The organism is Polynucleobacter antarcticus (assembly GCF_013307245.1).
Taxonomy (GTDB): Bacteria; Pseudomonadota; Gammaproteobacteria; order Burkholderiales; family Burkholderiaceae; genus Polynucleobacter; species Polynucleobacter antarcticus.
Map to the genome: position 1 here is coordinate 1244485 of NZ_CP028941.1, position 26918 is coordinate 1271402.

The window sequence follows — 26918 nt, forward strand, 5'->3', positions numbered from 1 at the left end:
CGTTCTTAACTGAAGAATTCTTTAGCTAAGGCGATCTGTTCTGCTTTGACAAAAGCAGGTGCATGCCCTACACCCGGAATTTCAATACTGCGAATATAGGGGTTGACTCTACACATCTCTGCAACCGTATTGGCTGACAACAAATCAGAATCGCCACCACGCACAATCAACATAGGAATATGAATTTTTTTAAAGACATGCCACATTGCCATCTCACCCACTTTCGCCATCACCGGATTAACTGAGGCAAAAGGCACTGAGATATCAGGGTCATAATGCATTACCCACATCCCTTCTTTTTGAACCAGCATCGGACCGTTATAAATTTCCCATTCTTCTGGCGTATGGGAGCCGAAGGATGCACAGATTTGATTGAGGCGATTGAGCGCATCGGCGCGATCAGCAAAAGCAAAAGGTTGGCCAACATAAGAACCTAAACGCTGAATTGCTTCGGGCTCAATTTTCGGGCCCACATCATTAATCAACATACGGCGAATTGGGCTGTGAGGCATAGAGGCATACACCATTCCTATTAAACCGCCCATAGAGGTGCCAAACCAATCCACTTGAGTGACACCTAATTGCTGGACAAGGGCAGCCATATCAGCAACATATTGAGGAACAGCGTAAAGCATCGGATTAGGTAAGTGATCAGAATCTCCCCGGCCTACTACATCAGGACATACGACGTAATAGTCCCGGCTCAAAGTCTCTGCAAGGGTTTTAAAATCACTGCCACGACGAGTGAGGCCATGCACGCAAACAAGCACTTTAGGATTGTGTGGATTTCCCCAGGCGTGATAGGCCATACGATGCGAGCCATCGCTACTCGAGCAAGTTACATAAAAAGTATCGCCTTGATGAATGACGTCAGATTCCTTGGCTTGAGTAGTTTCTTTATGTTCATTGGGTGAATGAGTTTCTTTTAACTCGTCATGCGTATGCGTAGGTGCCTTCCCAATCTCCTCGGGTTGGAGAGTCACGTGATCGATACCATGCTTGTCCAATAACAGTGTATTGATACGCGACATAATGTGAGGCCACTCAGATAGGTCCGCAATTTCAATATGGCCAATCAGCGCTGGAAAACTGGGGGACATTTCCCAAACATGCAAATCATGCACTGCTAAAACACCCGGTACCTTTTTGAGATCATCGCCAACTGCAAGATAGTCAATATGAAGAGGCACACCCTCCATCAAAAAATGATAAGACTCTTTCAAGATAGAAAAGGTAGACTTTAAAATTAATAAAGAAACAAATATGGAGAGCAAGGCATCAATCGGCATCCAGCCTGTCATCTGAATTACCACGCCCGCTACGAGTGCTCCAACCGAGCCTAAGAGATCCCCCATGACATGTACTAAAGCTGCGCGGGTATTGACACTCTTTTTATCTCGCGATAGCACCCATGCCACGATGAGATTGATCAATAAACCCAGTGCTGCCACTACCGTTACTGTTATTCCATCGACATGGTGGGGCGTATTAAAACGCGTTAATGCTTCACCAATAATCCAAGCAACTAGACCCAACATCACAATGCCATTGACAAAAGCAGCTAACGCTTCTGCACGACCAAAGCCAAAAGAATGTTTTGCTGATGGTGGACGTCTAGAAATGATTTGGGCCAGAAGTGCCAGACCTAGAGCAGCGGCATCAGTTGCCATATGCCCTGCATCGGACATGAGGGCAAGTGAGCCAGAGAAATATCCCGCTGTGACCTCTACTCCGGCAAAACCAAGAGTGAGGACTAATGCAATCAGTAATAGATTTTGATTAGAAACTTCTTTACGATGAGAATGCTTTGCATCACCCTGCTTATGGGCGTGAAAAGAATGGGTGGGATCGGTCATGATGATCCCATTATTTCACTATTCCACTATTTACTAAAAATCTTAGATACCCGATGTATCCACAGGGGCACCAGTCTTCGCCACCACTTCCTCTTTGGTCACGCCAAGGGCTAACTCTATTAGCTTCAAACCTTGAGGTGTGATGTCGAGTACACAGAGGTCCGTAATAATTCGGCTGATGACACCAACCCCAGTAAGCGGTAAAGTGCATTTAGGCAATATTTTGATTTCTTCAGTGCCGTCTTTTTTCTTCGCAACGTGCTCCATTAAAACAACCACGTGCTTGACGCCACCAACCAAATCCATAGCACCACCCATACCCTTGACCATTTTTCCTGGAATCATCCAGTTGGCCAAATCCCCATGCTCACTAACTTGCATAGCGCCTAAGATAGCAATATTAATTTTTCCACCTCGAATCATTCCAAAAGAATCTGCAGACGAAAAGATTGCGGACCCAGGTAAAGTCGTTACGGTTTGCTTACCAGCATTGACTAAATCAGCATCAATTGTGGCTTCAGTGGGAAATGCACCAATACCGAGTAATCCATTCTCAGATTGAAGCCATACTTCCATATCTTTGGGGACATGATTGGCAACCAGAGTGGGCATACCAATGCCGAGGTTGACGTAGTAACCATCCTTTAATTCTTTAGCGGCACGGGCCGCCATCTCATCTCTATTCCAAGGCATATCGATCTTTCCGTTACTCTTATATGTTAATTATTTAGGCTGCTGATAAGGTGCGTTGTTCAATACGCTTTTCTGGTGTAGTGTTTAACACTAGACGGTGTACATAAATCCCTGGTGTATGAATCTCATCTGGATCTAATTGACCGTTCTCAACAATCTCCTCTACTTCAGCAACGGTAATTTTTCCTGCCATTGCTACCACTGGATTAAAGTTTCGGGCAGTCAGGCGATAGATCAAATTCCCTGAACGATCGGCCTTCCACGCCTTTACTAAAGAAACATCAGAAACAATGGCGCGCTCCATGATGTATCGCTCACCATCAAATTCTTTTACTTCTTTACCTTCGGCAACGAGCGTGCCAACACCGGTTTTAGTATAAAAAGCGGGGATACCACAACCACCAGCACGTAATTTCTCAGCTAAAGTACCTTGGGGGGTAAATTCCAACTCCAGCTCACCTGCTAAATATTGACGTTCAAATTCTTTATTTTCGCCAACATAAGAAGCAACCATCTTCTTGACCTGTCTAGAATTGAGCAAGAGACCCAAACCAAAGCCATCTACCCCTGCATTATTAGAAACTGCAGTCAGATTTTGTACATTCAGATCCTTAACAGCCTGAATGAGGGCCTCAGGAATACCGCAAAGACCAAAACCGCCTACGGCAATCTTTTGATCATCCTTCAAGATGTCCCGAAGTGCATCGAGTGCTGATGGATAAATTTTATTCATGTTTGATCCTTATATTGCGCAAAAATTACTAAATGAGTGAATATATCTATCATAACGCTTTAGTCTAAAGAGCCAATTAGACTGCGGCAAGTCTCCTTAATTATCGACTTGGAACTACACTTATAGGGTCGGTAAACAAGAATCTGGGAAATAGATGGAATCTACCCCTAGCGCCCTATTGAAAGAAATATTGGAGAAATGAAATGAATGCTCAGGAATTGCTCGAGCAATTTGGTCCAAGAGAATCTATGGACTACGACTTAGTCATCGTAGGGGGCGGTCCTGCTGGCTTATCTGCCGCTATTAAAGCAAAACAACTTGCCAGTGTGAATGGTAAAGAAATTAGCGTATGCGTCCTTGAAAAAGGCTCAGAAATTGGTGCCCATATTTTGTCGGGAGCTGTCATGGATCCCAAAGCACTCACTGAACTTTTTCCTAATTGGAAAGAATTAGGTGCTCCCCTTGATACCCAAGTCACCCAGGATGAATTCTTATTTCTGACTCAAGAAAGCGCTTTGAAGGTGCCGAACTGGATGCTACCTCACTGCTTTAAGAATGAGGGGAACTACATTGTGAGCTTAGCCAATGTGACGCGTTGGCTTGGAGAGCAAGCAGAAAATCTCGGCGTAGAAATTTTTCCCGGCTTTCCTGCAGCTGAAATTTTATACAACACGCAAGGCGCTGTATGTGGCATTGTTACTGGGGCTATGGGCCTAAATAAAGAAGGGCAAGCAACAGACCAATTCCAACTCGGTATGGAATTACGTGCTAAGTACACCTTGTTCGCAGAGGGTTCACGCGGTCACCTCGGTAAGCAGCTAATTGCACACTTTGACTTGGATAAGGACGCAGATCCCCAAAGTTATGGTCTTGGAATTAAAGAATTGTGGGAAGTCGAGCCCTCTAAAAGCAAACCTGGCTTAGTAGTACATACCGCCGGATGGCCACTAGAGAGTGATACTTACGGGGGCTCTTTCTTGTACCACTTAGGTGATAACTTAGTTGCGGTAGGTTTAGTTGTGGGGCTAGCTTATAAGAACCCTTACCTCTCCCCATTTGAAGAGTTTCAGCGCTACAAACTTCATCCCAAAATTCGGGGAACCTTTGAAGGTGGCAAAAGAATTGCCTATGGTGCACGCGCACTGACAGCTGGCGGCTTAAACAGTTTGCCGAAGACCGTTTTCCCTGGTGGCGCACTAATTGGTTGCGATGCAGGTTTTTTGAATGCCTCACGTATTAAAGGCAGTCATGCTGCCATTAAAACTGGCATGTTGGCAGCAGAGGCTGCAGTAGCTGCTCTTGCTGAAAATCGCTCTGCCGATATTTTGGCTGCGTATCCCAGTGCATTTAAAAATAGCTGGCTACATACCGAACTCAACCAAGCCCGTAATTTCAAACCCTGGATGTCTAAGGGTCTATATCTGGGTACGCTCATGGTTGGGATTGAGCAAATGCTCTTTGGCGGTAATGTACCCTGGACAGTACATAATAAGCATGCTGATCATGAATGCTTGGAGCCGGCTGCACAACATCAAGTCATCAACTACCCCAAGCCGGACGGCAAGATCACCTTTGATCGCCTTTCCTCTGTCTTTATTTCTAATACCAATCATGCTGAGAATCAACCGGCGCACTTAAAGCTTAAAGATGATTCGGTGCCAACAAATTTAAATCTCCCAACTTATGCAGGACCCGAGCAGCGCTACTGCCCTGCAGGTGTTTATGAGTATGTAGAAAGAGAAGGTCAGTCACACTTGCAGATTAATGCGCAAAATTGTGTTCATTGCAAAACCTGTGACATTAAAGATCCCAGTCAAAATATTATTTGGATCACACCTGAAGGGGGCGGTGGACCAAACTACGCATCAATGTAAGCTATTGGGTCGAAGTTTCTGAATGGCCATACCTGCTAGTCCACAGGCTAAGGCAGACATTACAAAGACATTCCGCGGCTCGGTAGCATCCCATAACCACCCTGCTGCTAATCCTCCGAAGGTTCCACCCAATCCATAAGAGACGGTTGCCATCAAGGCTTGGCCGCGGGCTTGTAGTGGTCCAGTAAACCAGCGTTGTAACAATTTAGTCGCCGCACTATGGTGAGCCCCAAATGTTGCTGCATGCATTACTTGGGCAAGAATCAATACCCAGGTAATCGGGAAAAAAGCAATCAATACAAAACGAATCACGCCAATACCAAATGCCGCCTGAAGAACTACTTCCGGATCTAAACGGCTGAGCACTTTGCTTTGAAAATAGAAAAAGAGGACTTCGGCAAACACACCTAAGGCCCAGAACAAGCCGATTTGAAACTTGTTATAACCAAGATCAGCTAAATAGAGGGAGTAAAAAACATAGAGGGCTGCATGGGCAAAGATCATAAAGAAGCCAGATAACAAGAACCAACGTACATCAGGATTCAATAAGACTAGCAAGAGCTCACCCTTCACCATCTTGCGACGCTCCATCTTGGGCTCATGCAATCGGAAGGTCACTAGTGCTAAACAGATGAGAACCACCGTACCGACGATGGGATACAGCTCAATGCCTTTGCGCTGAAATAATTCACCTGCAAAGAGCACCATTACTATAAAACCAATCGAGCCCCACAAACGCAAACGTCCATAGCGCTTATCAAATGAGTTGTCTTTGAATAAGGCATGCACCGTTGCAGATTCACCTAAAGGCATCAGGCTACTTAAGATCGTATGGAGGACAAACATCCAAACAAAAAAAGCGGCATAACTCTGTAAATAGAAAATAGAGAGAAACACGATGGCCGCTAAACAAGCGCAGAACTGAATAATGCCCGTTCGATTTGAGAGGTAGTCTGATAACCAACCCCAAGAAAAAGGGCCAACAATACGGGTAATTTGCAGCATGGACATTAAAACCGCAATCTCGATCACACTAAAGCCGCGCTCCAAAAAAAAGAGGCTGGCAAAGGGGGAAACCAAACCAACATAAGCAAAATATAAAAAGAAAAAGGACCCGAAGGCCCAACGCACTGAAGGTGTCATATCGTTTAGTGCACTTAGTCTAAAGTGGATCCAGGGCGCGCTGCTGAAATAGGAGGCACCGCATGGGTAACATCGCCACATTGAGCACGATGACGTAAAGCATGATCCATCACCACTAAAGCAAGCATAGCCTCAGCAATGGGTGTTGCACGAATACCGACACAAGGATCATGACGGCCTTTGGTTTGCACGGTGATCGGTTTGCCATCAAGATCAACAGACTCTTTTGGACTCAAAATACTAGAGGTAGGTTTAATGGCAATTGAGACGCGTAGGTCTTGACCGCTACTAATACCGCCTAAGGTACCACCAGCGTTATTGCTTGCAAAGCCATCGGGATGCAGCTCATCACCATGCTCACTTCCGCGCTGTGAAACGGATTTAAATCCAGCACCAATTTCAACACCCTTCACAGCATTGATGCCCATCATGGCATGCGCGATATCAGCATCTAATTTATCAAATAAAGGCTCACCTAATCCAATCGGTACATGACGTGCCCGCACTTCAATTCTCGCTCCGCAAGAATCTCCTGATTTACGTAAGCTATCCATATAATCTTCAAGTTGCGGAATAATCTCAGCATTCGCAGCAAAAAATGGATTGCCTGCAATCAGGCTAGCATCTTTAAATGGAATAGTAATTTCACCAAGTTGGCTCATAAAGCCATAAAACTCAGTGCCATATTGTTCGTGCAGCCATTTTTTTGCAATCGCAGCCGCAGCTACGACAGGAGCAGTCAGTCTTGCCGATGAACGACCACCACCACGTGGATCCCGAAAACCATACTTATAGTGATAGGCATAATCCGCATGCCCCGGCCTGAAAGTTTGCAAAATATTGCCGTAATCTTGGCTGCGCTGATCCGTATTACGAATCAATAAAGCGATGGGCGCACCTGTTGTCTTTCCCTCAAATACACCAGATAAAATCTCTACAGTGTCAGATTCTTGACGCTGTGTTACGTGACGTGAAGTACCCGGCCTGCGACGATCGAGGTCACTCTGTAAATCGGCTTCACACAAAAACATACCTGGGGGGCAGCCATCAACCACGGCACCAATCGCGGGACCATGAGATTCACCAAATGTGGTGACTGTAAAAAGAAGACCTAGAGTATTTCCTGACATAACGACATTATGTCATCTGTCAGGGGTGTTCTGCCAAGAGAAGGTAAAGGTGCTACCTAACTAGATTTAAGGGGATATTTTTTCGGTTTCTTCGGGCCAATCCCGAATATAGGCTTTGAGCATGGTGTTTTCAAAGTCTTGCGCTTCAACAACAGCTTTAGCCACATCGTAAAAAGAGATCACGCCCATCAACATTTTTTGGTCTATCACGGGCAAATAGCGAGCATGTTCAACTAGCATCATACGCCGCACTTCATTTATTTCAGTTTCCATATTGCAGGTCAGGGGGCTAGCATTCATAACCGTTTGAACCCTGAGGCCATCGAGCTGCCCATGATGCTTAGCTAAGGCGGCAATAACCTCGCGAAAAGTCAGTATGCCGACAATCTTCTCGTACTCCATCACCACAAGAGATCCAATGTCATGTTCACTCATGATCAAGACAGCAGTTTGTAAGGCAGTATCAGGAGCAACCGTAAAGAGGGTGCTTCCTTTAACGCGCAATATGTCACAAACTTTCATATAACTCCCCTGCCGTTTATTTCGTATCAAATCAATATATGCTTATACCCAAGCAGAATCAAGGCTGAAATCCAAATTTTCAGTAACGAATAACCCTAATGAGGCCACTTCGTACACTCGGTAGATTGGCTACCAACACCGCTCCCGCTAAGGTCACCCACCAACTCAAATAGACCCAAATAAGCACCAAAGGAAAGATGGCAAATGCGCCATAGACGGTATTATAAAAAGCGACATGGGTTAAAAAGAGTCCAAAACCAAACTTCATCAACTCAAAAATCATGGTGGCAAAAAAAGCGCCACTAAAGGCATCTTTCCAGTGAATTTGGGTATAGGGCAAAATCTTATAAGCCACCGAAAAGACCGCCATCGCTAATAACACTGGCAAGACGGTGGCAATAAAACTGAAGCCAAAACTTAAAGCCTCTGTCCACCCTTCAGCCGCGCTAAATAACAGACCACTGAAGTAGACACCGGTACCTAGTAATATGGGCCCTAGAATAGTGACTGAAGAATAAATCGCTACTTTCTTCAAAAGAGGGCGCCTGCGACTCACCTGAAATATTTGGTTAACAGCACTTTCAATCACAGCCATGGTCATGATAGTTGTTACCACTAGGGTAGCCAAACCGACAAAAGTGAGTCCCTTGGCTTGCGATGAGAATTGATCTAGGTAGTTAAATACTTGTTGGTTTAATCCACCAGGCATATAGGTATCTAGTAGCCAGCTTTGGAAGGCGTATTTCATGCGTACTACACTTGGCAAATAACCTATCAAGATCGAGGCGACCGTCAGCATGGGAACGATGGCTAAGGTAGTGGTGAATGCCAGACTAGCTGCAATTTGCTTAAGATGGAGACCGCGATTGCGCTCCCAAATCTCTTTTCCAAGAGCAAGCCATAATTGGGGGTTACGTATAAATTGCATTCACCCGATGATAAAAGATAAGTAATCAGAGAAAAGAAAATGAACCAAGCTGATATTCTAGTTTTGTACTACTCCCGTTACGGAGCCACGCGAGATTTAGCGCGCTTGATTGCTGAGGGTATTGAGAGTGTGCCCGGAGCCAGCGCTCGGTTGCGTACCGTACCCGCAATCTCTACCGTATGCGAGGCAACCGAGGCTTCAGTGCCATCAGATGGTGCTCCTTATGTGGAATATGCCGACCTTACAGAATGTATTGGGCTCGCTCTGGGTTCGCCTACCCGGTTTGGCAATATGGCGGCCCCCATGAAATACTTTTGGGATGGAAGCTCTGCACAATGGCTCAGTGGCGCCCTGATCGGTAAACCTGCCTGCGTCTTTACAAGTACTGGCAGCCTGCATGGCGGCCAAGAAAGTACCCTGCTCACCATGATGATCCCCCTCCTGCATCACGGCATGATTATTTTGGGTCTCCCATATAGCGAGCCGGACCTCATGAGTACGAACTCTGGCGGCAGCCCCTATGGTCCAAGCCATTTAGCCCATGCTGATGGCCGTGCGCCTATTAGCGCAGAGGAGCAACGCCTAGCCTTAGCCCAGGGCAAGCGCCTTGCGCAAACTGCGCTTAAATTAGCCTGAATACCCAGTTAACTAGCTTACTTTAGGTCATGATTGATGCTTAAAAATATACTTTCCAAAAACCCTTATCAACTGATTGCCACAGCTGCTTTTGTTGACCTATTTATCCTTTGCATTGCTTGGGAGTGGTTTATTTCACCCCTGAGGCCAGGTGGCTCATGGCTTATTCTGAAGGCAATACCTCTGCTCTTTGCTATTCCTGGCCTATGGAAGGGCAATGTTTACACCATGCAATGGGCTTCCATGCTGGTTCTGCTCTACATCACCGAAGGTTTAGTCCGTATTTTGGAGACGGGGGCTAATTTTTGGTTGGCAGCCCTAGAAACTGCCCTAGGAACCATAGGATTTGTTTGCTTGCTACTTTTCCTTAAGCCTATCAAAGCTAGAGCCAAAGCCTTGAAAAAAGAACAGGCGAAAAAGGAGATATAAGCTTTTTGAGCAAGAAAATGCCATTTTTAGCCAAATTGAGCTATGTGGGGTAATTTATTTAAATAAATTTGTGTTTCTTGTCATCACAGTCACTTTTATAGGCGTTGTATGCCCATATAGGAGACAAATATGTCAACAAGACTAAAACGCTGGGCCCGCGCAATTCAACAGATTGATTTGTCAAAGAGGACTGACCCAGAGGTGGCAATTGGCTACTTGGATAGCAAGTACCGCGACATTGCCTGGCGATATATCCGAATTCTGGGCTTCGAACGCACCATTAGCTTCATGGCGAGCAATAATTTTCACCCGGAATAAACACCAAGAAGGCAGCAATTTCTGCCATAAACAAAACCCCAAAAGAGCTATCTGGAGTAGCTAATTCTTGGGGTTTTTTCTTTGGCACTCAAATCTTAAGCTTTAAGCCGCTATTTAGACTGACTTGCCCAATGATCTGCAGCTGCCTCCATAGCCTCGATTACAAGGCTTTTAATAAGGCTTTGGCCTAGTTGATCGCCTAGGGAGCAAACTCTTTGGTCTCATTTTGATTCAAATAAATAAAGCCTAAGATACTCGCGGTCACGGCAGGCTTCCAATATCGAAATAATGGCTATCGCTAAGACGATAGTGGCAATATATTGTTAGTCATTACAGGAACTGACACTTATCAACACCTTCCAGGAGAAATCATGAATAAAGAATCCTTTGAAAAAGGCCTCAAAACCCGCCGTGAAGTATTGGGCGCAGAGTATGTAGATAACTCGATCAAGAACGCCGATGCTTTCAATATGCCCATGCAAGAGCTAGTTACCGAGTACTGCTGGAATGAAATCTGGAATCGTCCTGGACTTGATCGACGTACCCGGAGCATTATTAATCTCTCGATGCTTACCGCCTTAAATCGTCCTCATGAATTAAAACTACATGTCAGAGGCGCTATTAATAACGGTCTTAGCAAAGAGGATATTCAGGAGATCTTTTTACAGACAGCAATTTACTGTGGAGTACCCGCAGCAATTGATAGCTTTCGTTGTGCTAAAGAAGTATTTGCCGAAATGAGTATCTGATGATGATCATCAATGTGCAAGTATTTTAGATAAGAAATCCTTGGCTCTTGGAGACCGTGCATCGGGGTCTCCAAAAAAATCATCTTTGCTGCAATCCTCAATAATCTTGCCATGATCCATAAAAATGACTCGATTGCTTACCTTTCGAGCAAAACCCATTTCATGGGTGACACAACACATTGTCATACCATCGTTCGCAAGTCCTACCATCACATCGAGAACTTCACCAACCATCTCAGGATCTAATGCGGATGTTGGCTCATCAAATAGCATCACAATAGGATCCATGCATAAAGCGCGCGCAATCGCAACACGTTGCTGTTGCCCGCCTGATAGCTGACCTGGAAACTTATCCTTTTGTGCGATCAAACCTACTCGATCAAGATACCTCAAGCCTTGTGCTTGAGCCTCATCTACAGATCTACCTAATACTTTGATTTGTGCAATCGTTAAATTTTCTGTCACGCTCAAATGTGGGAAAAGCTCAAAGTGCTGAAATACCATACCTACCCGAGCTCTGAGCTTTGGTAGATTTGTTTTTGGGTCTCCCAAACTAATTCCATCGACGATAATTTCTCCAGACTGGAAAGGCTCTAAAGCGTTAATAGCTTTAATCAAAGTAGATTTACCAGAGCCTGATGGGCCACAAATGACCACAACCTCACCTTTTTTAATTGATGTTGAGCAGTCTGTAAGGACCTGAAAAGCTCCATACCATTTTGAAACATTACGAAGTTCAATCATGATGAATTATCTTATTTCAAAAAAGGATTTAGCGAATAATGGCCACTTTAGCCTGAATCTTACGTACTAATTTTGATAGAGAAAAACAAATTAAAAAGTAGGCTACTGCAGCCAAGAGGTATGTTTCGATTGGTCGTCCGAAATTTTTACCCGCAATCTCAAATCCTTTAAGCAAATCATATGCGCCAATAGCATAAACCAAAGAGGTATCCTGAAACAAAATAATGGTCTGCGTCATAAAGACCGGAATCATATTTCTAAAAGCTTGTGGCAAAACAATCAAGCGCATATTTTGACCATAGTTCATTCCCATTGCTTTAGCAGCATCACTTTGACCCCGAGGAACAGACTGAATGCCAGCACGGACAATTTCAGCAAAAAAAGCAGCTTCAAAAGCAATAAAAGTAATCGTGGCCGAAAGATCTGCACCGATTGGCTTACCAAGCAACATAGGGATAAGAAGAAAAAACCAAAGAATTACCATCACCAGTGGAATAGATCTAATAGTATTGATATAAAAAGTAGCGGGGTAAACTAAAAAGGGGCGGCTTGATAGCCTCATTAGAGCCAGCACTGTTCCCAGTAAAATTCCACCAATAGTGGCGATCACGGTTAACTGAATACTAAATAACAAACCTTTCAGAATGTAATTTGTAAACAAATCCCAATTATAAAAGCCTAGATCTAAGCTAAACATTGAAATAATCTCTAGTGCGCAAGGCTTGCATCATTAGACACAATAAAGCCAGGGACGCGAGTGCGTCTTTCAATTAGCGCCATAACTCGATTGACCGAAAACGCCGTGAGTGCGTACAGAAGTGTTACCGCAAGATAAATTTCAACCCCTCTTGAGGTTTCTTCCTGCGCTTGCATTGCAAATAAAGTTAACTCGGGGACAGAAACTGCAAAGGCTACGGAAGAATTTTTGACGAGATTCATACTCTCCGATGTCAAAGGAGGAATCACAATACGCAGTGCCATTGGGAGTATGACAAATCGATAAGATTGGGAAGTAGTAAATCCCAAGGCAATAGCTGCAGATGCTTGGCCGCTAGGTAGAGCTTGAATGCCCGCCCTCACCTGCTCAGCAATGCGTGCGGAAGTAAAAAATCCCAAAGCAATGCTTACTAAACAATAGGAGGGCAATGCTTTAAGAGGCAAAACAAAGGCAGGTATAACATGATACCAAAGGAACACCTGAACCAAAATAGGAATATTTCTAAAAAGCTCTACCCATGCAGTAGAAAGTCGCACTAAGGACTTATTCAAAATACTATTGGGTGGGATAGTGCGTAATGTGCCCATCAGGACACCTAAAATAAGCGCAATAACTAAGCTTAAGCCAGCGACCGCTAAGGTCCAAGCCCAAGCTTTCATCAGCCAATCTAGATAACTTGGATCTGCATTTTGAGCTAACCCAAAAATAGCGGAGAAGCAGTGATCCACCACTTCTCCATCTAAGGTGTTTTTACAAAAAACACCGAAATCAAATGCCATATTAATAACTCAATTTCAAAATTAATGAAGCTTATTTCTTGGCATAGTCCTCAGCCGGTCTATCATTTAAGTTTGCCCAAGCATTCTTAGTGGCAGGTGAAAGCTCAAGGCCAACAACCGCATTTTTAGGTGGAATAGGCTTTAAAAACCATTTATCCCACAACTTAGGCATGCTGCCATTAGCAACAATCTTTGCAATTGCAGCGTTGACTGCCGCTTTAAATTCCGGATCATTTCTTGGAACCATAATCGCAATCGGCTCTGTAGCCAATACCTCGCCAACAATTTTGAAATCCTTAGGATTTTTAGAGTTCGCAATATTACCAGCCAGAATAGAGCCATCCATCACAAAGGCATCGGCACGGCCAGACTCTAACAACAGAAAACTGTCCGCATGATCCTTGCCAAATACTTCGTCAAAATTCACGCCGTTGGCTTTTTCATGTTTGCGAAGTAGCTGAACTGACGTTGTACCAGTGGTGGTAGCAACTTTCTTACCAGCTAATTGCGAAATAGAGTTAATGCCGGAATTCGCCTTCACTGCAATTCTCACTTCCTCAACATAAAGCGTATTTGCAAATCCAACATCCTTTGCACGATTAGCATTATTTGTAGTTGTGCCACACTCAATATCTACTGTACCATTTTGCACTAAAGGCACACGATTTTGAGAAGTAACAGGCTGATAATTAATACGTAGCGTACTCAAGCCTAGATTACTCTTAATGTCTGCCAAAATCATACGGCAAACCTCGACATGGTAGCCATCAAAGCGACTATCGCCTGTTGTGTAGGACATTGGAATAGATGATTCACGCACACCCATTGTTACAGCACCTGATGACTTCATCTTATCTAAAGTGGGACTAGCGGCGTAGGCATTCACAGCCCCGAACAACAAGGCTGCAGCTACCATACAGCTATTGGCAAGCTTTTTACTTTTCACGAATATCTCCTATATTTTATTAATATCAAAAACTCTAAACAGTATATCTATAGATAATCTAATATGCATGCCAAATCATTCAATTCTGCGTATAAACCCTTAATCATGAGTCTTTTTATTTACCATTAAAGCGCCCGCCAGGTGCTATCTGAGTAGCTAGCTATTAAAGGCTAGAAATACTTTCCTTTGATAGGCCACAGCTTGAAATATTCTAAAGCTTAGTCTACCCAGCTTGGATTTTGATGCATTACCGAATGAAACAGTTCTGATTCAAGATGTTGGCTTAACCATCTTTGGGTTAGAGGTAATGGTAGGTGTGCAAACATTTCTGGATTAACCATCGAAAATTGTCTGATGAATGGAAAAATTGCAACATCTACCCAAGATAATTTTCCTCCCATTAAATATGGATTTGCCTGTAAAGCAACTTCAATAGGTTTAAGCATGAGCTCAATGGCAGTATGGAAAACTTCTGCTTGATTAATGTCAGGATATCGATTGGGATATTTATATTGGTCTAATAAGGCTTTAAATGGCCCATCGTTTTTCTCAATCCAAGCCTTAGCGATAGACTGATCCACTATTGCCCAGCCATCCGGATCTGACAGCTGCAGTGCCCAAAGCATAATATCCAAGCTCTGGTCTAGGATGAGATCATCAACACACAGCACAGGAACAGTTCCTTTAGGGGATACTTGCAACAAAGATTGTGGTTTATTTCTTAATACAATCTCTCTATGTTCCACCTGAACACCTGCATACTTTAAGGCCATACGGGCTCTAATAGCATAAGGACATCTTCGGTAAGAATATAAAATGGGCAGCATAATTTTTTAGGCTTGTCTATCGCGTACCACTAGATGATAAGGGGGTTTAGCTACCCAGCACTCTTTAAAAATTGGAGGATCTATTGGCAAAATTTTCCCCAGTCCATTAAGCTAGAGGAATGACTACCACTATAGCCCACCTACCCTCTCCTGAACTTGAAAAAAATCCTTTAATTTCTTTTGGTAAAGGTATTGCTACTTACCAGGAAGTAAAGCCTGAGAATGTAGCGCCTGCCATTGACTTTTTACTTGAGCGCGCTCAATTAGCAGTTGACAAGGCAGTCAGCAAAGCAACTGCAGCAACTTGGGATGCCTTAGTTGAACCTCTAGAGGACGCAACGGAAACCCTTAGTAGATCGTGGAGTATCATTTCTCATTTAAATAGCGTTGCTGATACCCCTTCATTAAGAGATGCTTACGGGCAGATGCTGCCTAAAGTGACTGCTTTTTTTTCAAGCTTAGGACAAAATCTTGCGCTCTACCAAAAATTTAAAGAGTTAAATCACAGCGCTGACTTTGCAATGCTCAGCATTGCGCAGAAAAAAGTTATCGAAAACTCCTTAAGAGATTTTCGTCTTGGCGGTGCAGAACTACCAGATTTAGAAAAACCTCGATTTGCTCAAATTCAAGACGAACAAGCTGTTCTTGGAAAAGCATTTTCAGATCATGTTCTCGATGCCACGGATGGATTTATATATGTGGTGCAAGAGACTTCTGAGTTAGCCGGCCTTCCCGGAGATGCAATTGCGGCAGCCGCTGATCTGGCCGAACAAAAGAATCTACAGGGCTGGGCATTTTCACTGCACTTCCCCTCTTATTACCCCTTAATGCAGTATTCTGAAAACCGTCCTTTACGGCGTCTCATGTATGAGGCCTATGTCACTCGAGCCTCAGAATTAGCATCTCAATTTGGTAATGGTAAATCAGAATGGGATAACACTGAAAATATGCTGTCTCAATTACGGCTGCGAGATGAGGAAGCCCGCATGCTTAACTTTGACAACTATGCAGCCTTGAGCCTAGCGCCAAAAATGGCACGAGATGTTCCTGAAGTAGATCAATTCCTGAGAAATATTGCCACTCGTGCAAAACCCTTTGCTGAAAAAGATTGGCAAGAACTAAAACTGTTTGCTCAGTCGTCACTAAATTTAGATAATGGTTTAGAGCCATGGGATATTGCATTTGCTTCTGAGAAGCTCAAACAAGAACGCTATGCATTTTCTGAAAATGAATTAAAGCAATACTTTCCACTACCAAAAGTTTTAGAAGGTTTATTTGGTGTTATTCAAACCCTATTCGGCGTACAGATTAAGACTGCATCGCTGCCTACTTGGCATGATGATGTGCAATCCTTCTCGGTGAACGATGTAGCTGGGGAAATCCTGGCTCACTTTTATTTGGATCCTTATGCAAGACAGGGCAAACGTGGTGGCGCCTGGATGGATGATGCTCGGGGCCGTCGTGAATTACCCAATGGAGAAATTCAGACGCCGGTTGCGTATTTAGTCTGCAACTTTGCAGCACCCGTAAAAGTAGATGGCATATTGCGTCAACCCACTATTACCCACGATGATGTCATTACCCTCTTTCATGAAAGTGGTCACGGTCTTCATCATCTACTGACCCAAGTAGGCGCCTTAGGTGTCTCAGGAATTAATGGCGTTGAATGGGATGCAGTGGAATTACCTAGCCAATTTATGGAAAACTTTTGCTGGGAATGGGAAGTACTCAAAAATATGACTGCCCATGTTGATACTGGGAATGCATTACCTCGTGACTTATTTGACAAAATCCTAGCCGCAAAAAACTTTCAAAATGGTTTGGCAACCTTGCGCCAAGCTGTTTTCTCATTAACGGACTGGCGCCTTCACTCCAGCTTTAATGCTCAGAAGGCCCAAGGACTCGCCGTTTTAGAACTGTCTAGAGCTATCGCAAATGAGTACAACGTGATCCCTCAAGCAGAAATCTCTCGTTGGCCTAATACCTTTAGCCATATTTTTGCTGGGGGTTATGCGGCCGGGTATTACAGTTACAAATGGGCTGAGGTACTGTCTGCTGACGTCTATGCTGCTTTTGAAGAAGCTGCCAAGCTCACTGGTAGCGTGCTTGATTTAGAAACGGGCATTCGTTACCGTACAGAAATTTTAGAGGTGGGTGGCAGCCGCCCTGCTGCAGAATCTTTCAAAGCCTTTCGGGGGCGTGAGCCTAGTATTGATGCCTTGTTGCGTCACGGTGGCTTGGTAGCGCACTAAGCACAACCTTTCGGTTAACCTAGTTATGCTTCGATTTCGGCGATGACAGGGGCATGATCTGAGGGCTGCTCCCAAGTGCGCGGCTCTTTATCGATGATGCTGGCTATGCATTTTTCTTGAAGGGCTTGACTCAAAAGAATATGATCGATCCGCATGCCCGCATTACGTCTAAAGCCCATCATTCGATAATCCCACCAACTAAATGATTTGGGTGCTTGCTCAAACATACGGAAAGAATCTGCTAAACCTAGACCAATTAATTGATCGAAGGCTGCGCGCTCTTGAGGGGATACTAGATTTTGACCAATCCACTTAGCGGGGTCATGCACATCTAGGTCGTGCGGTGCAATATTAAAATCGCCCAATAAAGCCAGGCGGCTATTCTGAGAAAGTTCATTCTTCAGCCAGGCTTCAAGTGCGCTAAGCCATGCTAGCTTATACACAAATTTATCACTATCGGGCGACTGACCATTGGGGAAATAGGCTGATACTAGCCGCATAGGCTGCATCCCCTTAAAACAAACTGTCGCAGCCAGAATACGTTGCTGCTCATCGATATGATGAGGAATATTGCGGACTGGCTTGAGAAATGCAGACTCCACGTCTGAGGCCATGGGAGCTAAGGCAGCACGACGCAGAATAATAGCCACCCCGTTATAGGTTTTTTGTCCGGCTGAAAAACTTAAGTAGCCCGCATCTTCCAGCTCGCGATGAGGATATTTATCATCCGTGAGTTTAAGCTCTTGAAGACATAGTGCATCAATAGGTTTCTGTGCTTTTTCCTGGCTCTGCAACCAAGTTAATACGTGCGGTAAACGTACTTTCAACGAATTCACATTCCAAGCAGCTATGCGAACAGATTTAGTCATTAATGCCTAACTCCTGCAGTTTCCGAGTAATCGTATTTCGACCTATCCCTAGGCGCTGCGCGGCTTCTACTCTTCTTCCGCGGGTAACTTCAAGCGCTGCCTGTAAAACAGCCTTCTCAAACTTAGATGACAAGGCGTCATATACCTCGACTTCGCCATCCTGAAGCATCTTCACCGCCAAACGACTTAAGCCAGTCTCCCAATCTATAACATACCCTTTTGGTGTACTAGGAGCAGCTGTTGTTATATCTCCTTGCAACAACATGGGCTGCTCATTAGCTTGAGTCAATATATCTGACGGCAGATCGCTTACAACAATTACATTAGATGCAGTCATCACCGTTAACCAATGGCACAAATTTTCTAACTGTCGGACATTGCCAGGAAACGGCATTACTCCAATTTCCGACAGAACTTCATCAGATAACTTCTTGGGCTCAACGCCTAAGGATTTAGCGCAGGACAACATAAAATGGCGAGCTAACACAGGGATATCTTCAGCACGCTCTCGCAATGGAGGCATACGCAGGCGAATGACATTGAGTCGATGCAGAAGATCCTCACGAAAATCGCCTGAAGCAACCCGTGCCTCTAAATGATGATGCGTCGAGGCAATAATACGGACATTCGCCTTAATAGGATCTTGACCGCCAACACGATAAAAGTGTCCATCCGTTAAGGCACGCAATAAACGCGTCTGCAGATCCAAAGGAATATCCCCAATCTCATCTAAGAACAGAGCGCCACCATCAGCCTGCTCAAAGCGTCCACGACGTAAAGTCATAGCTCCAGGAAAAGCTCCCCGCTCATGACCAAATAACTCCGATTCTAATAAATCTTTGGGTACTGCTGCCGTACTAAATGAGATAAACGGACCTTTAGCACGAGGGCTATGCTTATGCAATGCTTGGGCAACCAACTCTTTACCAGTCCCTGATTCGCCAGTAATTAAAACAGTGGAATGTGACTGCGCTAGACGCCCAATAGCACGAAAGACTTCTTGCATCGCTGGCGCTTGACCAATGATCTCTGTAGAGTCCTGTCTCCAGCCATTTACATCCTTACTGCTAGACTGATTGCGCTCGCCCTGCTCGATGGCGCGACGAATCAGCTCTATTGCTTTATTGATATCGAACGGCTTAGTAAGGTACTCAAATGCGCCTCCTTGCAAAGCTGATACCGCAGAGTCTAAATCTGAATATGCAGTCATGATAATGATAGGTAGCAAAGGGTGAGTCTCTTTAACATTCTGCAAAAGGTCTAAGCCATTGCCTCGGGGCATACGAATATCAGAAATTAATACCTGGGGCACTTCTTTTTCTAAGGCATCCAACACATCATTCGGATTAGAGAAACTTTTATGGGGAATATTTTCACGAGTCAGCGCCTTTTCTAGTACCCAGCGAATGGACTGATCATCATCCACGATCCAAACTGTTTTCATCATGATTTCTCCTGCCTACGATATGGAATTTGGATATGAAAATCAGTCCGACCAGGACTGCTCTCACAGGCAATGAAGCCCTGGTGTTGCTGCACAAAAGTTTGCGCTAAGGTTAAACCGAGACCGCTACCGCCTTCTCTACCTGAAACTAATGGGAAAAAAATGCGCTCACGAATATCTTCTGCTACACCAGGCCCGTTATCGATGACATGTAAATCCATCGCCATCTTATAGCGCTGTTTTGAAATCGTTACAGATCGAGCTACTCGAGTTTTAAGCTCTATTTGAGCAATGCCTTCCCGAATTTCACTAGAAAGTGCTTGCGCCGCATTGTGGGCAATATTTAATACCGCCTGAATCAACTGCTCACGATCACCTAGTATTTCTGGAAGGCTAGTATCGTAGCTACGAATAATCTTCAATCCCTTAGGAAATTCAGCAAGCACTAAGCTACGTACTCTTTCCAGAACCTCATGAACATTAAATGACTCCATAGCATGCGGCTTACGATGAGGAGCAAGCAAGCGATCTACGAGATCCTGAAGACGATCAGATTCTTTAATAATGACTTGGGTGTACTCACGTAAGCCTTTTTCTGGAAGCTCATATTCTAAAAGTTGCGCTGCCCCACGAATACCCCCTAAAGGATTTTTAATCTCATGAGCCAAATTACGCATTAATTGTTTATTGGCCTCTACTTGTTGCGATACACGCTCATCACGCTCACTACGCAGCTGCTGATCAATCGGAAACCACTCCATCATGATCAGTGCTGGGTCCTCCAGACTAGCGACCACGACATGGGCAGGTATCGCATCTTGGTGAATGCTTCCAGGAAGGGAATGCAATACCATCTCCTGGCGTTGTGCAGAAAAATGCCCCGCCTTTATCTCTTGAATCATATGATTGAGCGATTCATTTGAGCCAAATAAATCATGAACAGATTGACCCTCAAGTGATTTACGAGAGAGATCTAGAGCTGACTCAGCTGCAGCATTCACATAAATCAATTGTTGGTTCTCCGCCTCAAACACCACGATGGCATTTGGCAGCTGATCAAGCAATGTCGGAAAAAAAGGAGCAGCCGAAGCTGCCCCTTTGAACGAATTGCGCAAGAGACCTGCGCTCAATTCTGCTCCTTCGCTTACAGGGAGTAGTACATATCGAATTCAATCGGATGAGTCGTCATGCGGAAACGGGTCACATCTTCCATCTTCAAGTCGATATATGCATCGATCATAGAGTCAGTAAACACGCCACCACGAGTCAAGAACTCACGATCTTTATCCAATGCCGCCAAAGCTTCTTCTAAGCTGGCACAAACAGTTGGAATCTTCGCATCTTCTTCTGGTGGCAAGTCATACAAGTTCTTGTCAGCAGCTTCGCCTGGATGAATCTTGTTCTGTACGCCATCTAAACCAGCCATCATCAATGCAGCAAAGCAAAGGTAGGGGTTAGCTAATGGATCAGGAAAACGCGTTTCAATACGACGACCCTTCGCATTCGCAACGTGCGGAATACGAATTGAAGCGGAGCGATTACGAGCAGAGTAAGCCAACTTTACAGGCGCCTCAAAACCTGGGACCAAACGCTTATAGGAGTTTGTGCCTGGATTTGTAATCGCATTCAGTGCTTTCGCATGCTTAATGATGCCGCCGATATAAAACAAGGCGAATTCAGATAAGCCAGCATAACCGTTACCGGCAAACAAATTCTCACCATTCTTCCAAATAGATTGGTGAACGTGCATGCCTGAACCGTTATCGCCCACCACTGGCTTAGGCATAAAGGTTGCCGTCTTGCCATAAGCATGCGCCACGTTTTGGATGACGTATTTTTGCCAAATTGTCCAGTCGGCACGTTGTACCAAAGTACTAAACCTTGTACCCAATTCATTTTGACCTTGGCCAGCAACTTCATGGTGATGAACTTCAACAGGAATACCTAATGACTCCAAAATCAAACACATTTCAGAGCGCATGTCATGGAAAGTATCTACTGGTGCAACTGGAAAGTAGCCACCCTTCTTACCTGGACGGTGACCTGGATTACCGCCTTCGATTTCTGCGCCTGAAGACCATGGGGCCTCTTCAGAGTCAATCTTCACAAAACAGCCTTGCATATCAGCACCCCAACGGACGCCATCAAAGATAAAAAATTCTGGCTCTGGGCCAAAATAGGCTGTATCGCCTAAACCGGTACTTTTGAGATATGACTCAGCACGCTTCGCAATAGAGCGTGGATCCCGGTCGTAACCTTTGCCATCGGATGGCTCAATCACATCACAGGTAATAACGAGTGTTGGCTCTTCATAAAATGGATCGATATAGCATGCAGTTGGATCAGGCATTAAAAGCATGTCAGATGCTTCAATTCCTTTCCAGCCAGCAATAGAAGAGCCGTCAAATGCATGACCACTCTCAAATTTATCTTCGTCAAAATGCGAAATAGGTACCGTTGTGTGCTGCTCCTTACCCTTTGTATCTACAAAGCGAAAATCAACGAAAGTACATTCTTTCTCTTTAACTAACTTCATCACATCGGCGACGGTCTTCGTCATGCAAATCTCCTCTATTAACTAAATGCGGAATTCAAACTTAAGGCGTACACCCTTGTCTATTCCAGGCATCAAACATGCCCTTGGGATGTGTCTAATTTACTGAAGCAAACAAATGGGAGAGATCATTATTGCACTGTTTAAGTGCCGAAATAAGAGAAGAAATATCAAAAAAGGCTAATTTTGCACCAAAGTAGTGCTTTTATAAGTGGGAAATGTCATGAATTTTATAACCTAAGGCTTCTGTGCCATGACGCAATGCAATCCATGCAGGCTCTAAAAGATGAGCGATTCCCTTAACCCCAAGTTCAATATGGCGATCAGCATAGACGCCCCCTTTATTAGAGTCACCCACCGAAGGCAAACTAAACACTTTGATGCCAGGGTGAATTGTTTCAATCTGCTCCATCAATGGCGTCAAAGTAGATTCAACTCCTTTGGGGACAATAAAACTTTTCTCTCGCCAATCCTCTTGATGAAAATACTCTTTGTAGAGAGTATCCAAACACCAAGCCATCATGGGAGCAGCCATGACTGGAAATCCTGGCAAAAAATAATGTTCTTGAATACGAAAGCCCGGAATTTGGTTATACGGGTTAGGAATAATTTCACTGCCCAATGGAAATTCACCCATCTTGAAACGATGTTGATTTTCTGGAGAATTCAGATTAGCTTTAACAGGATCGCCATCTGCCATCGATCGAATACGGCCTGCTATCAGCTCTTGAGCCTGAGGATGTAGTTCAGTTTTTGTACCCAAAGCTAGCGCGGCACATTTGCGAGTGTGATCGTCGGGAGTAGTACCAATCCCACCCGTACTAAACACCACATCGCCACTGGCAAAGCTTTCTTTTAAGGTAGCCGTAATTTGTGCTGGGTCATCTGCAACATACTTTGCCCAAGATAGACTCAAACCACGTTCATTTAAGAGCTCAATCAATTTACTGAGATGCTTATCTTGACGACGTCCAGAAAGAATTTCATCACCAATCACAATTAAGCCGAACCGAGGCGGCTTTAGCTCGGATGAATCAAGACTCCCTCGTATCACTTCATCAGCCATGATTCAAAAATTCCCCATCAATTACCCGCGCTTCAATATTTAAAGAATTCTCCAACTCTTGCGCTCGTAAATCTTTTAGAGCTTGTAATAAGAAATGGGCAAACCAGAGTGCTGCAAAAACAAAAATAATAGAGTAAACCCACAAGGCAACAAAACTCACAATTGGAAATAGCACCAGCGCTAAGGCAGAGGTTGCCCAGAAAAAAGTGGGTACTGCACCAAGCATGCCAGAAAAAATGCCCATTGCGAGTAAGGGCCAACGATATTTCAACAGCAAAATATCACGCTCTTCAGCACTTGCGTGCTGAGCTAATACGTCATAAGACATTAAACGCATTGTCAGCCAACCCCACAGTAAAGGCGGCAAAATAGCTACAAACGGAGGCACCCACCAAACTGGCAGCGTCAACATCACCAACGCCAAACAAATCAATACTGACCATAATGTATACACCACGCTGCCAAAAAATCCTCCACCATTTTTCTTATCTAGGTCCTGATAAGTATGCTGCCTGGTAACTCTTCTAATAATCGCAGGCACAGTAGTAAAGGCGATGAGTACCAAAAGGCTAATGGCAATAATAGGAATAAGTAGCATGACAAAAAAGAGGGGTGCAATCCAGGCACGGGCATTTTCAAAGCCCGCCCAAATTAACCCCTCCTGAATCCAGCTAGTAAAAATAGAAGTGGTTAAAAAAATACTGAGCATTTCTAATGCTGGTGTCCAGGTCAGCCAAATGAAACAGCCCCACAAAATGGACACTAGCAAAAATGGACGTAAGCTTAACCAAAGCATTTTTGGATGCATCGTACCAATCAGCGCTAAGCCAAATGCTTTGATGACTTGCTGCATGCTATCCAGATATTCCTATTTATAGTTTGGAAAAAGCACGCGTACAGCATGCTTCAAACTTTGCCACTGCTGCACAAATATTTGATGAGAAAAAGATAAGTCTCGTACGCCAGTGGGATGAACTTCTTTAGAAAAAATAGCCGTCTTTAACAACATGTCCCACCAAGGAAACAGTACACCAAAATTACAGCCCCCTAACACTCCAGGCTTACCTTTTGCTTCGTGACCATAGCCTACTGCATGATGCATACGATGAAATAGCGGTGAAACTAAAAGATATTGAAAGAGGCCAAGGTGTACCTTGATGTTTGAATGCTGCCAGCTTTGTATGAGTTGGCTGAGTACTACCAGCAAGATGAATTGACCTGGCGATACGCCAAACAGTAATGCAAAGAGAGAAAATACTGCCGCGTGCAAGATGTCATCAACAATATGATTCCGATCATCGGACCATGCCGTCATCACTGTCTGGCTATGGTGAAGAGCATGCAACTGCCACCACCAATTAAATAGGTGTGAAGCTCGATGATAGAGATACTCCACAAAATCAAGCAAAACTAAGTAAATACAAAAACTAATTAGAGGAATAGCAGTCAATGGCGGATACCAAGACTCTACGTTTAATCGACTAAAACGGAAGTCGTGTAAGAGTGCATCCATCTGAAAGAAGAATCCAGATAGAACAATGAAGAATATGCCGTGAAAAATACCTAATCGATGAAATAGCGTATAAAAGATATCTGCTTTAGAAGATTTTCCTACATTCTCTTGCACTTCAGCTGGCGCCAATTTCTCCCAATTACGCAGCACAATAACAATCAGAAAAATCTGGATACAGCCGAGCAAGAACCAGTCCATTCCATCAAAGACATCTTCTGCCCATGGCATTAAATTAAACTGATACAACATCGGCTCCACAAGATGCGCGTACAAGAACTCTTGAACGCTAGCATATGCAGCGGAGATGAAGGAAGTGACAGAATTAAACTCCATAGCCTTTATTGTGACTTATTTATCTTGTTTAGGCAGAGTGGCGAAGCAAAACCCACGGTTTTTTAAGTTGATAATGAGTGGCTCCAAAACTGCGGGAGCCCATGGATCTTTTCTAGACCAAATCCCAAGGTGCGCCATGGCAATATCCCCATCCTGAATCTTAGCGCTGGCCTCCTCCAGTAACCTCTGATTGGGGTGAGTTTGAGAGCTCAGCTCATCCCCCAAAAAGCCTGCTAGATTCCAGCCGATATGTTGATAAGAGCATTGCTTGCCCATATTGATTAAACGGGGTGAAGTTTTGCCACCAGGTGCTCGCCAAATTTTTTGCAAGGATGAGCCTGTCAGCTCTTTAAAACGATCATCTACCCTACGAATTTCCCGGCAGTAACTTGCTTCGTTATACAAAGAGCTTACGCCTGCTTTAGGGCCAAACTGTGGTTTTGCATAGACCTCACCTACAGGGCCATCTTTTACGAAATAGACATGATCATAGGTATGGCTACCGAAATGATGACCTTCGCGGAGTCGATCTTGCCAATAGCCTTTCCACGAATCATCTAATGAAAAGTCACCCTGGGTAGTTTTTTCATTCGCAAGAAAAAATGTCGCTTTCACTTTCTGCCGATTTAAGATGTCAGCAACAGTTTGTGCAACAGCCATGTTGCCGGTATCGAAACTCAAATAGACCGTTTTGGTACAACGGGCTTCTTGTGCCAATACCAAGCTAGGGATGATGCATAAAACGACAAAACCCAGCAATTGAATAAAAAAGGCATTGAAGTGCATGCGCTCTGACTACTCCCAAGCAGCTGATGGAGTAAAGAAAACACCATGCGGAGATTTTCCAACGGGAATAACCGTCACTAATTTCAAAGAAGGAATATCAATCACGCCTACTTTTTTCGCAAAACGTAAAGTCACCCACAAAGTTTTTCCATCAGGCGTGACCTCCATATCATCTGGTCCTGCAGGCAAGCCCGTAATATCACCCACCTTTTCTAGGGTTTGCATATTCAACATACTAATCGTTGCGGCTACCCGATTACTTAGGAAGACATGCTTCTTATCACCTAGTGGACGAAAATTATGCGCCCCCTTGCCTGTAACAATACGCTTAATCTCTTTACGATTTCTCCAATCAATCACTTGTACAAAATCTTCACCTGTATTTCCAATCAGCAGATATTGATCACCTGGCGTCATCCATAATCCAGCCGGCATTTTGCCTGTGGGCATTTTCCACAGCACAGTCTGAGTTTCTAGATCTATTGCAGCAAAGTCATTTGAGTCTTGCAGGGTGACAAATGCTATTTTGCTATCGGCCGTAAAAGCAATATGACTTGGCGTCTTACCAAGCTTAATAGTCTTAGCCAATTTTAGATCAGTACCTTGAGCGTGATAGACATCTACTCTATCCAGACGGTTACCATTTGCAACAAACCATTTATGGTTGGGTGAATAACCAATATGGTACGGATCAATAATGTTGGGAATTTTTCCAGTTAATTCACCCGTGGTGGGACTCATGAGGTCAATGTCATTGCTGACGGCATTGGCAACTAATAAGGTCTTCTTATCTGAGGTCATCATTAAGTGGTGTGGCTCTTTACCAACTGGAACCGTCTTAATCACTGTTCGAGTAGGCATATCGATCAAGCTAACGGAAGCTTCACCTGAATTAAGCACAATCGCTAACTTAGGCTCTGTCTTTAGATCGGGGGCAGCTTGCACTGCGCTAGCCCCCAATAGGGCCAAGTAGGTCGCTGTTATTAGGGCTGAAGGAGTGCTTAAGTTTGAATAATCTTTAAATGTATACATATCTCTTATTGTAAGCATTCAGGGGTGACTGCATGTCCTTAGAA

The 26918-nt window shown here is 44.2% G+C and carries 26 protein-coding genes; 5 read left to right on the top strand and 21 right to left on the bottom strand.

Translation table 11 applies throughout. From position 1 onward, the window contains the following. Positions 1 to 5: 5 nt before the first annotated feature. Genes DCO16_RS11385 through DCO16_RS06555 form a run of 3 tightly spaced genes read right to left on the bottom strand, consistent with a single transcriptional unit; the run spans position 6 to position 3282 of the window. The gene (locus DCO16_RS11385; RefSeq protein ID WP_173942904.1) at positions 6 to 1856 is read right to left on the bottom strand and encodes an alpha/beta fold hydrolase; all 1851 of its coding nucleotides are present in this window, start codon (positions 1854 to 1856) and stop codon (positions 6 to 8) included. Positions 1857 to 1898: 42 nt separating this feature from the next. Beyond that, positions 1899 to 2549 carry a 3-oxoacid CoA-transferase subunit B gene (locus DCO16_RS06550; protein ID WP_173942905.1) on the bottom strand — a complete coding sequence of 217 codons (651 nt, stop codon included), beginning with the start codon at positions 2547 to 2549 and terminating at the stop codon, positions 1899 to 1901. A 34-nt stretch (positions 2550 to 2583) separates the two neighbouring features. Further along, entirely contained in the window at positions 2584 to 3282 is a 699-nt protein-coding gene (locus DCO16_RS06555) for a CoA transferase subunit A (RefSeq protein ID WP_173942906.1), read from the bottom strand. Positions 3283 to 3485: 203 nt separating this feature from the next. Between DCO16_RS06555 and DCO16_RS06560 the strand changes: the two genes are divergently transcribed. Continuing rightward, positions 3486 to 5156: an electron transfer flavoprotein-ubiquinone oxidoreductase gene (locus DCO16_RS06560; protein WP_173942907.1), complete on the top strand. Its 1671-nt coding sequence runs from the start codon at positions 3486 to 3488 to the stop codon at positions 5154 to 5156. Here the strand turns inward: DCO16_RS06560 and DCO16_RS06565 are convergent. The 4 genes from DCO16_RS06565 to DCO16_RS06580 form a co-directional block, all read right to left on the bottom strand. Beyond that, positions 5148 to 6299 carry an MFS transporter gene (locus DCO16_RS06565; protein ID WP_173942908.1) on the bottom strand — a complete coding sequence of 384 codons (1152 nt, stop codon included), beginning with the start codon at positions 6297 to 6299 and terminating at the stop codon, positions 5148 to 5150. The two genes, DCO16_RS06560 and DCO16_RS06565, sit on opposite strands and share 9 nt — an antisense overlap. A gap of 14 nt (positions 6300 to 6313) precedes the next feature. Next, a complete protein-coding gene (gene aroC, locus DCO16_RS06570) occupies positions 6314 to 7429 on the bottom strand; it encodes a chorismate synthase (protein WP_173942909.1) in 1116 nt (371 codons plus the stop codon). Between the two features lie 66 nt (positions 7430 to 7495). Beyond that, positions 7496 to 7951 (bottom strand): CBS domain-containing protein, encoded by a 456-nt coding sequence (locus DCO16_RS06575; protein WP_173942910.1) that lies wholly within the window; start codon positions 7949 to 7951, stop codon positions 7496 to 7498. A gap of 79 nt (positions 7952 to 8030) precedes the next feature. Then, positions 8031 to 8879 (bottom strand): YihY family inner membrane protein, encoded by an 849-nt coding sequence (locus tag DCO16_RS06580; protein ID WP_173942911.1) that lies wholly within the window; start codon positions 8877 to 8879, stop codon positions 8031 to 8033. A 39-nt stretch (positions 8880 to 8918) separates the two neighbouring features. On the opposite strand from DCO16_RS06580, the gene wrbA reads away from it, so the two are divergent. From wrbA to pcaC, 3 genes are all read left to right on the top strand, one after another. Continuing rightward, positions 8919 to 9515, top strand: a complete 597-nt coding sequence (gene wrbA / locus DCO16_RS06585) for an NAD(P)H:quinone oxidoreductase (protein WP_173942912.1) — start codon at positions 8919 to 8921, stop codon at positions 9513 to 9515. Between the two features lie 36 nt (positions 9516 to 9551). Further along, positions 9552 to 9944: a DUF2069 domain-containing protein gene (locus tag DCO16_RS06590; RefSeq protein ID WP_173942913.1), complete on the top strand. Its 393-nt coding sequence runs from the start codon at positions 9552 to 9554 to the stop codon at positions 9942 to 9944. Between the two features lie 689 nt (positions 9945 to 10633). After that, the gene (gene pcaC / locus DCO16_RS06595; RefSeq protein ID WP_173942914.1) at positions 10634 to 11011 is read left to right on the top strand and encodes a 4-carboxymuconolactone decarboxylase; all 378 of its coding nucleotides are present in this window, start codon (positions 10634 to 10636) and stop codon (positions 11009 to 11011) included. A gap of 9 nt (positions 11012 to 11020) precedes the next feature. Here the strand turns inward: pcaC and DCO16_RS06600 are convergent, their stop codons facing one another. The 5 genes from DCO16_RS06600 to DCO16_RS06620 form a co-directional block, all read right to left on the bottom strand. Further along, on the bottom strand, positions 11021 to 11755 hold the full coding sequence (locus DCO16_RS06600) for an amino acid ABC transporter ATP-binding protein (RefSeq protein WP_173942915.1): 735 nt from the start codon (positions 11753 to 11755) through the stop codon (positions 11021 to 11023). Between the two features lie 28 nt (positions 11756 to 11783). Then, positions 11784 to 12452 (bottom strand): amino acid ABC transporter permease, encoded by a 669-nt coding sequence (locus tag DCO16_RS06605; RefSeq protein WP_173942916.1) that lies wholly within the window; start codon positions 12450 to 12452, stop codon positions 11784 to 11786. 11 nt (positions 12453 to 12463) lie between these two features. Continuing rightward, positions 12464 to 13252, bottom strand: a complete 789-nt coding sequence (locus DCO16_RS06610; protein ID WP_173942917.1) for an amino acid ABC transporter permease — start codon at positions 13250 to 13252, stop codon at positions 12464 to 12466. A gap of 31 nt (positions 13253 to 13283) precedes the next feature. After that, a complete protein-coding gene (locus tag DCO16_RS06615) occupies positions 13284 to 14168 on the bottom strand; it encodes an amino acid ABC transporter substrate-binding protein (protein WP_173943801.1) in 885 nt (294 codons plus the stop codon). A gap of 248 nt (positions 14169 to 14416) precedes the next feature. After that, positions 14417 to 15025 (bottom strand): glutathione S-transferase, encoded by a 609-nt coding sequence (locus DCO16_RS06620; RefSeq protein ID WP_173942918.1) that lies wholly within the window; start codon positions 15023 to 15025, stop codon positions 14417 to 14419. A gap of 119 nt (positions 15026 to 15144) precedes the next feature. Between DCO16_RS06620 and DCO16_RS06625 the strand changes: the two genes are divergently transcribed. After that, positions 15145 to 17277, top strand: a complete 2133-nt coding sequence (locus tag DCO16_RS06625; protein ID WP_173942919.1) for a M3 family metallopeptidase — start codon at positions 15145 to 15147, stop codon at positions 17275 to 17277. A gap of 23 nt (positions 17278 to 17300) precedes the next feature. Here DCO16_RS06625 and xth read toward each other — a convergent pair whose 3' ends face one another. The 9 genes from xth to DCO16_RS06670 form a co-directional block, all read right to left on the bottom strand. Beyond that, on the bottom strand, positions 17301 to 18146 hold the full coding sequence (gene xth / locus DCO16_RS06630) for an exodeoxyribonuclease III (protein WP_173942920.1): 846 nt from the start codon (positions 18144 to 18146) through the stop codon (positions 17301 to 17303). Then, positions 18139 to 19590, bottom strand: coding sequence for a nitrogen regulation protein NR(I) (gene ntrC / locus DCO16_RS06635; protein WP_173943802.1), 1452 nt, complete (start codon positions 19588 to 19590; stop codon positions 18139 to 18141). The genes xth and ntrC overlap by 8 nt, the downstream gene beginning before the upstream one ends. Next, positions 19590 to 20705 carry a nitrogen regulation protein NR(II) gene (gene glnL, locus DCO16_RS06640; protein ID WP_415836194.1) on the bottom strand — a complete coding sequence of 372 codons (1116 nt, stop codon included), beginning with the start codon at positions 20703 to 20705 and terminating at the stop codon, positions 19590 to 19592. Before glnL ends, ntrC begins: the two co-directional genes overlap by 1 nt. A gap of 29 nt (positions 20706 to 20734) precedes the next feature. Continuing rightward, positions 20735 to 22150 carry a type I glutamate--ammonia ligase gene (gene glnA / locus DCO16_RS06645; RefSeq protein ID WP_173942922.1) on the bottom strand — a complete coding sequence of 472 codons (1416 nt, stop codon included), beginning with the start codon at positions 22148 to 22150 and terminating at the stop codon, positions 20735 to 20737. A gap of 199 nt (positions 22151 to 22349) precedes the next feature. After that, a complete protein-coding gene (locus DCO16_RS06650) occupies positions 22350 to 23210 on the bottom strand; it encodes a competence/damage-inducible protein A (RefSeq protein ID WP_173942923.1) in 861 nt (286 codons plus the stop codon). Further along, a complete protein-coding gene (locus DCO16_RS06655; protein WP_254598007.1) occupies positions 23203 to 24063 on the bottom strand; it encodes an EI24 domain-containing protein in 861 nt (286 codons plus the stop codon). The genes DCO16_RS06650 and DCO16_RS06655 overlap by 8 nt, the downstream gene beginning before the upstream one ends. Before the next feature lie 15 nt (positions 24064 to 24078). Further along, the gene (locus DCO16_RS06660; RefSeq protein ID WP_173942924.1) at positions 24079 to 25056 is read right to left on the bottom strand and encodes a sterol desaturase family protein; all 978 of its coding nucleotides are present in this window, start codon (positions 25054 to 25056) and stop codon (positions 24079 to 24081) included. A gap of 15 nt (positions 25057 to 25071) precedes the next feature. Next, complete coding sequence (locus DCO16_RS06665) at positions 25072 to 25842, bottom strand: polysaccharide deacetylase family protein (RefSeq protein ID WP_173942925.1); 771 nt, start codon at positions 25840 to 25842, stop codon at positions 25072 to 25074. A gap of 9 nt (positions 25843 to 25851) precedes the next feature. Further along, positions 25852 to 26874, bottom strand: coding sequence for a YVTN family beta-propeller repeat protein (locus DCO16_RS06670; protein ID WP_173942926.1), 1023 nt, complete (start codon positions 26872 to 26874; stop codon positions 25852 to 25854). Between the last annotated feature and the right edge of the window lie 44 nt (positions 26875 to 26918).

Coding starts and splice junctions, on each gene's coding strand:
- DCO16_RS11385 (WP_173942904.1), bottom strand. CDS start 1,856: ATGACCGATCCCACCCATTCTTTTCACGCCCATAAGCAGGGTGATGCA.
- DCO16_RS06550 (WP_173942905.1), bottom strand. CDS start 2,549: ATGCCTTGGAATAGAGATGAGATGGCGGCCCGTGCCGCTAAAGAATTA.
- DCO16_RS06555 (WP_173942906.1), bottom strand. CDS start 3,282: ATGAATAAAATTTATCCATCAGCACTCGATGCACTTCGGGACATCTTG.
- DCO16_RS06560 (WP_173942907.1), top strand. CDS start 3,486: ATGAATGCTCAGGAATTGCTCGAGCAATTTGGTCCAAGAGAATCTATG.
- DCO16_RS06565 (WP_173942908.1), bottom strand. CDS start 6,299: ATGACACCTTCAGTGCGTTGGGCCTTCGGGTCCTTTTTCTTTTTATAT.
- aroC (WP_173942909.1), bottom strand. CDS start 7,429: ATGTCAGGAAATACTCTAGGTCTTCTTTTTACAGTCACCACATTTGGT.
- DCO16_RS06575 (WP_173942910.1), bottom strand. CDS start 7,951: ATGAAAGTTTGTGACATATTGCGCGTTAAAGGAAGCACCCTCTTTACG.
- DCO16_RS06580 (WP_173942911.1), bottom strand. CDS start 8,879: ATGCAATTTATACGTAACCCCCAATTATGGCTTGCTCTTGGAAAAGAG.
- wrbA (WP_173942912.1), top strand. CDS start 8,919: ATGAACCAAGCTGATATTCTAGTTTTGTACTACTCCCGTTACGGAGCC.
- DCO16_RS06590 (WP_173942913.1), top strand. CDS start 9,552: ATGCTTAAAAATATACTTTCCAAAAACCCTTATCAACTGATTGCCACA.
- pcaC (WP_173942914.1), top strand. CDS start 10,634: ATGAATAAAGAATCCTTTGAAAAAGGCCTCAAAACCCGCCGTGAAGTA.
- DCO16_RS06600 (WP_173942915.1), bottom strand. CDS start 11,755: ATGATTGAACTTCGTAATGTTTCAAAATGGTATGGAGCTTTTCAGGTC.
- DCO16_RS06605 (WP_173942916.1), bottom strand. CDS start 12,452: ATGTTTAGCTTAGATCTAGGCTTTTATAATTGGGATTTGTTTACAAAT.
- DCO16_RS06610 (WP_173942917.1), bottom strand. CDS start 13,252: ATGGCATTTGATTTCGGTGTTTTTTGTAAAAACACCTTAGATGGAGAA.
- DCO16_RS06615 (WP_173943801.1), bottom strand. CDS start 14,168: ATGGTAGCTGCAGCCTTGTTGTTCGGGGCTGTGAATGCCTACGCCGCT.
- DCO16_RS06620 (WP_173942918.1), bottom strand. CDS start 15,025: ATGCTGCCCATTTTATATTCTTACCGAAGATGTCCTTATGCTATTAGA.
- DCO16_RS06625 (WP_173942919.1), top strand. CDS start 15,145: ATGACTACCACTATAGCCCACCTACCCTCTCCTGAACTTGAAAAAAAT.
- xth (WP_173942920.1), bottom strand. CDS start 18,146: ATGACTAAATCTGTTCGCATAGCTGCTTGGAATGTGAATTCGTTGAAA.
- ntrC (WP_173943802.1), bottom strand. CDS start 19,590: ATGAAAACAGTTTGGATCGTGGATGATGATCAGTCCATTCGCTGGGTA.
- glnA (WP_173942922.1), bottom strand. CDS start 22,150: ATGACGAAGACCGTCGCCGATGTGATGAAGTTAGTTAAAGAGAAAGAA.
- DCO16_RS06650 (WP_173942923.1), bottom strand. CDS start 23,210: ATGGCTGATGAAGTGATACGAGGGAGTCTTGATTCATCCGAGCTAAAG.
- DCO16_RS06655 (WP_254598007.1), bottom strand. CDS start 24,063: ATGCAGCAAGTCATCAAAGCATTTGGCTTAGCGCTGATTGGTACGATG.
- DCO16_RS06660 (WP_173942924.1), bottom strand. CDS start 25,056: ATGGAGTTTAATTCTGTCACTTCCTTCATCTCCGCTGCATATGCTAGC.
- DCO16_RS06665 (WP_173942925.1), bottom strand. CDS start 25,842: ATGCACTTCAATGCCTTTTTTATTCAATTGCTGGGTTTTGTCGTTTTA.
- DCO16_RS06670 (WP_173942926.1), bottom strand. CDS start 26,874: ATGTATACATTTAAAGATTATTCAAACTTAAGCACTCCTTCAGCCCTA.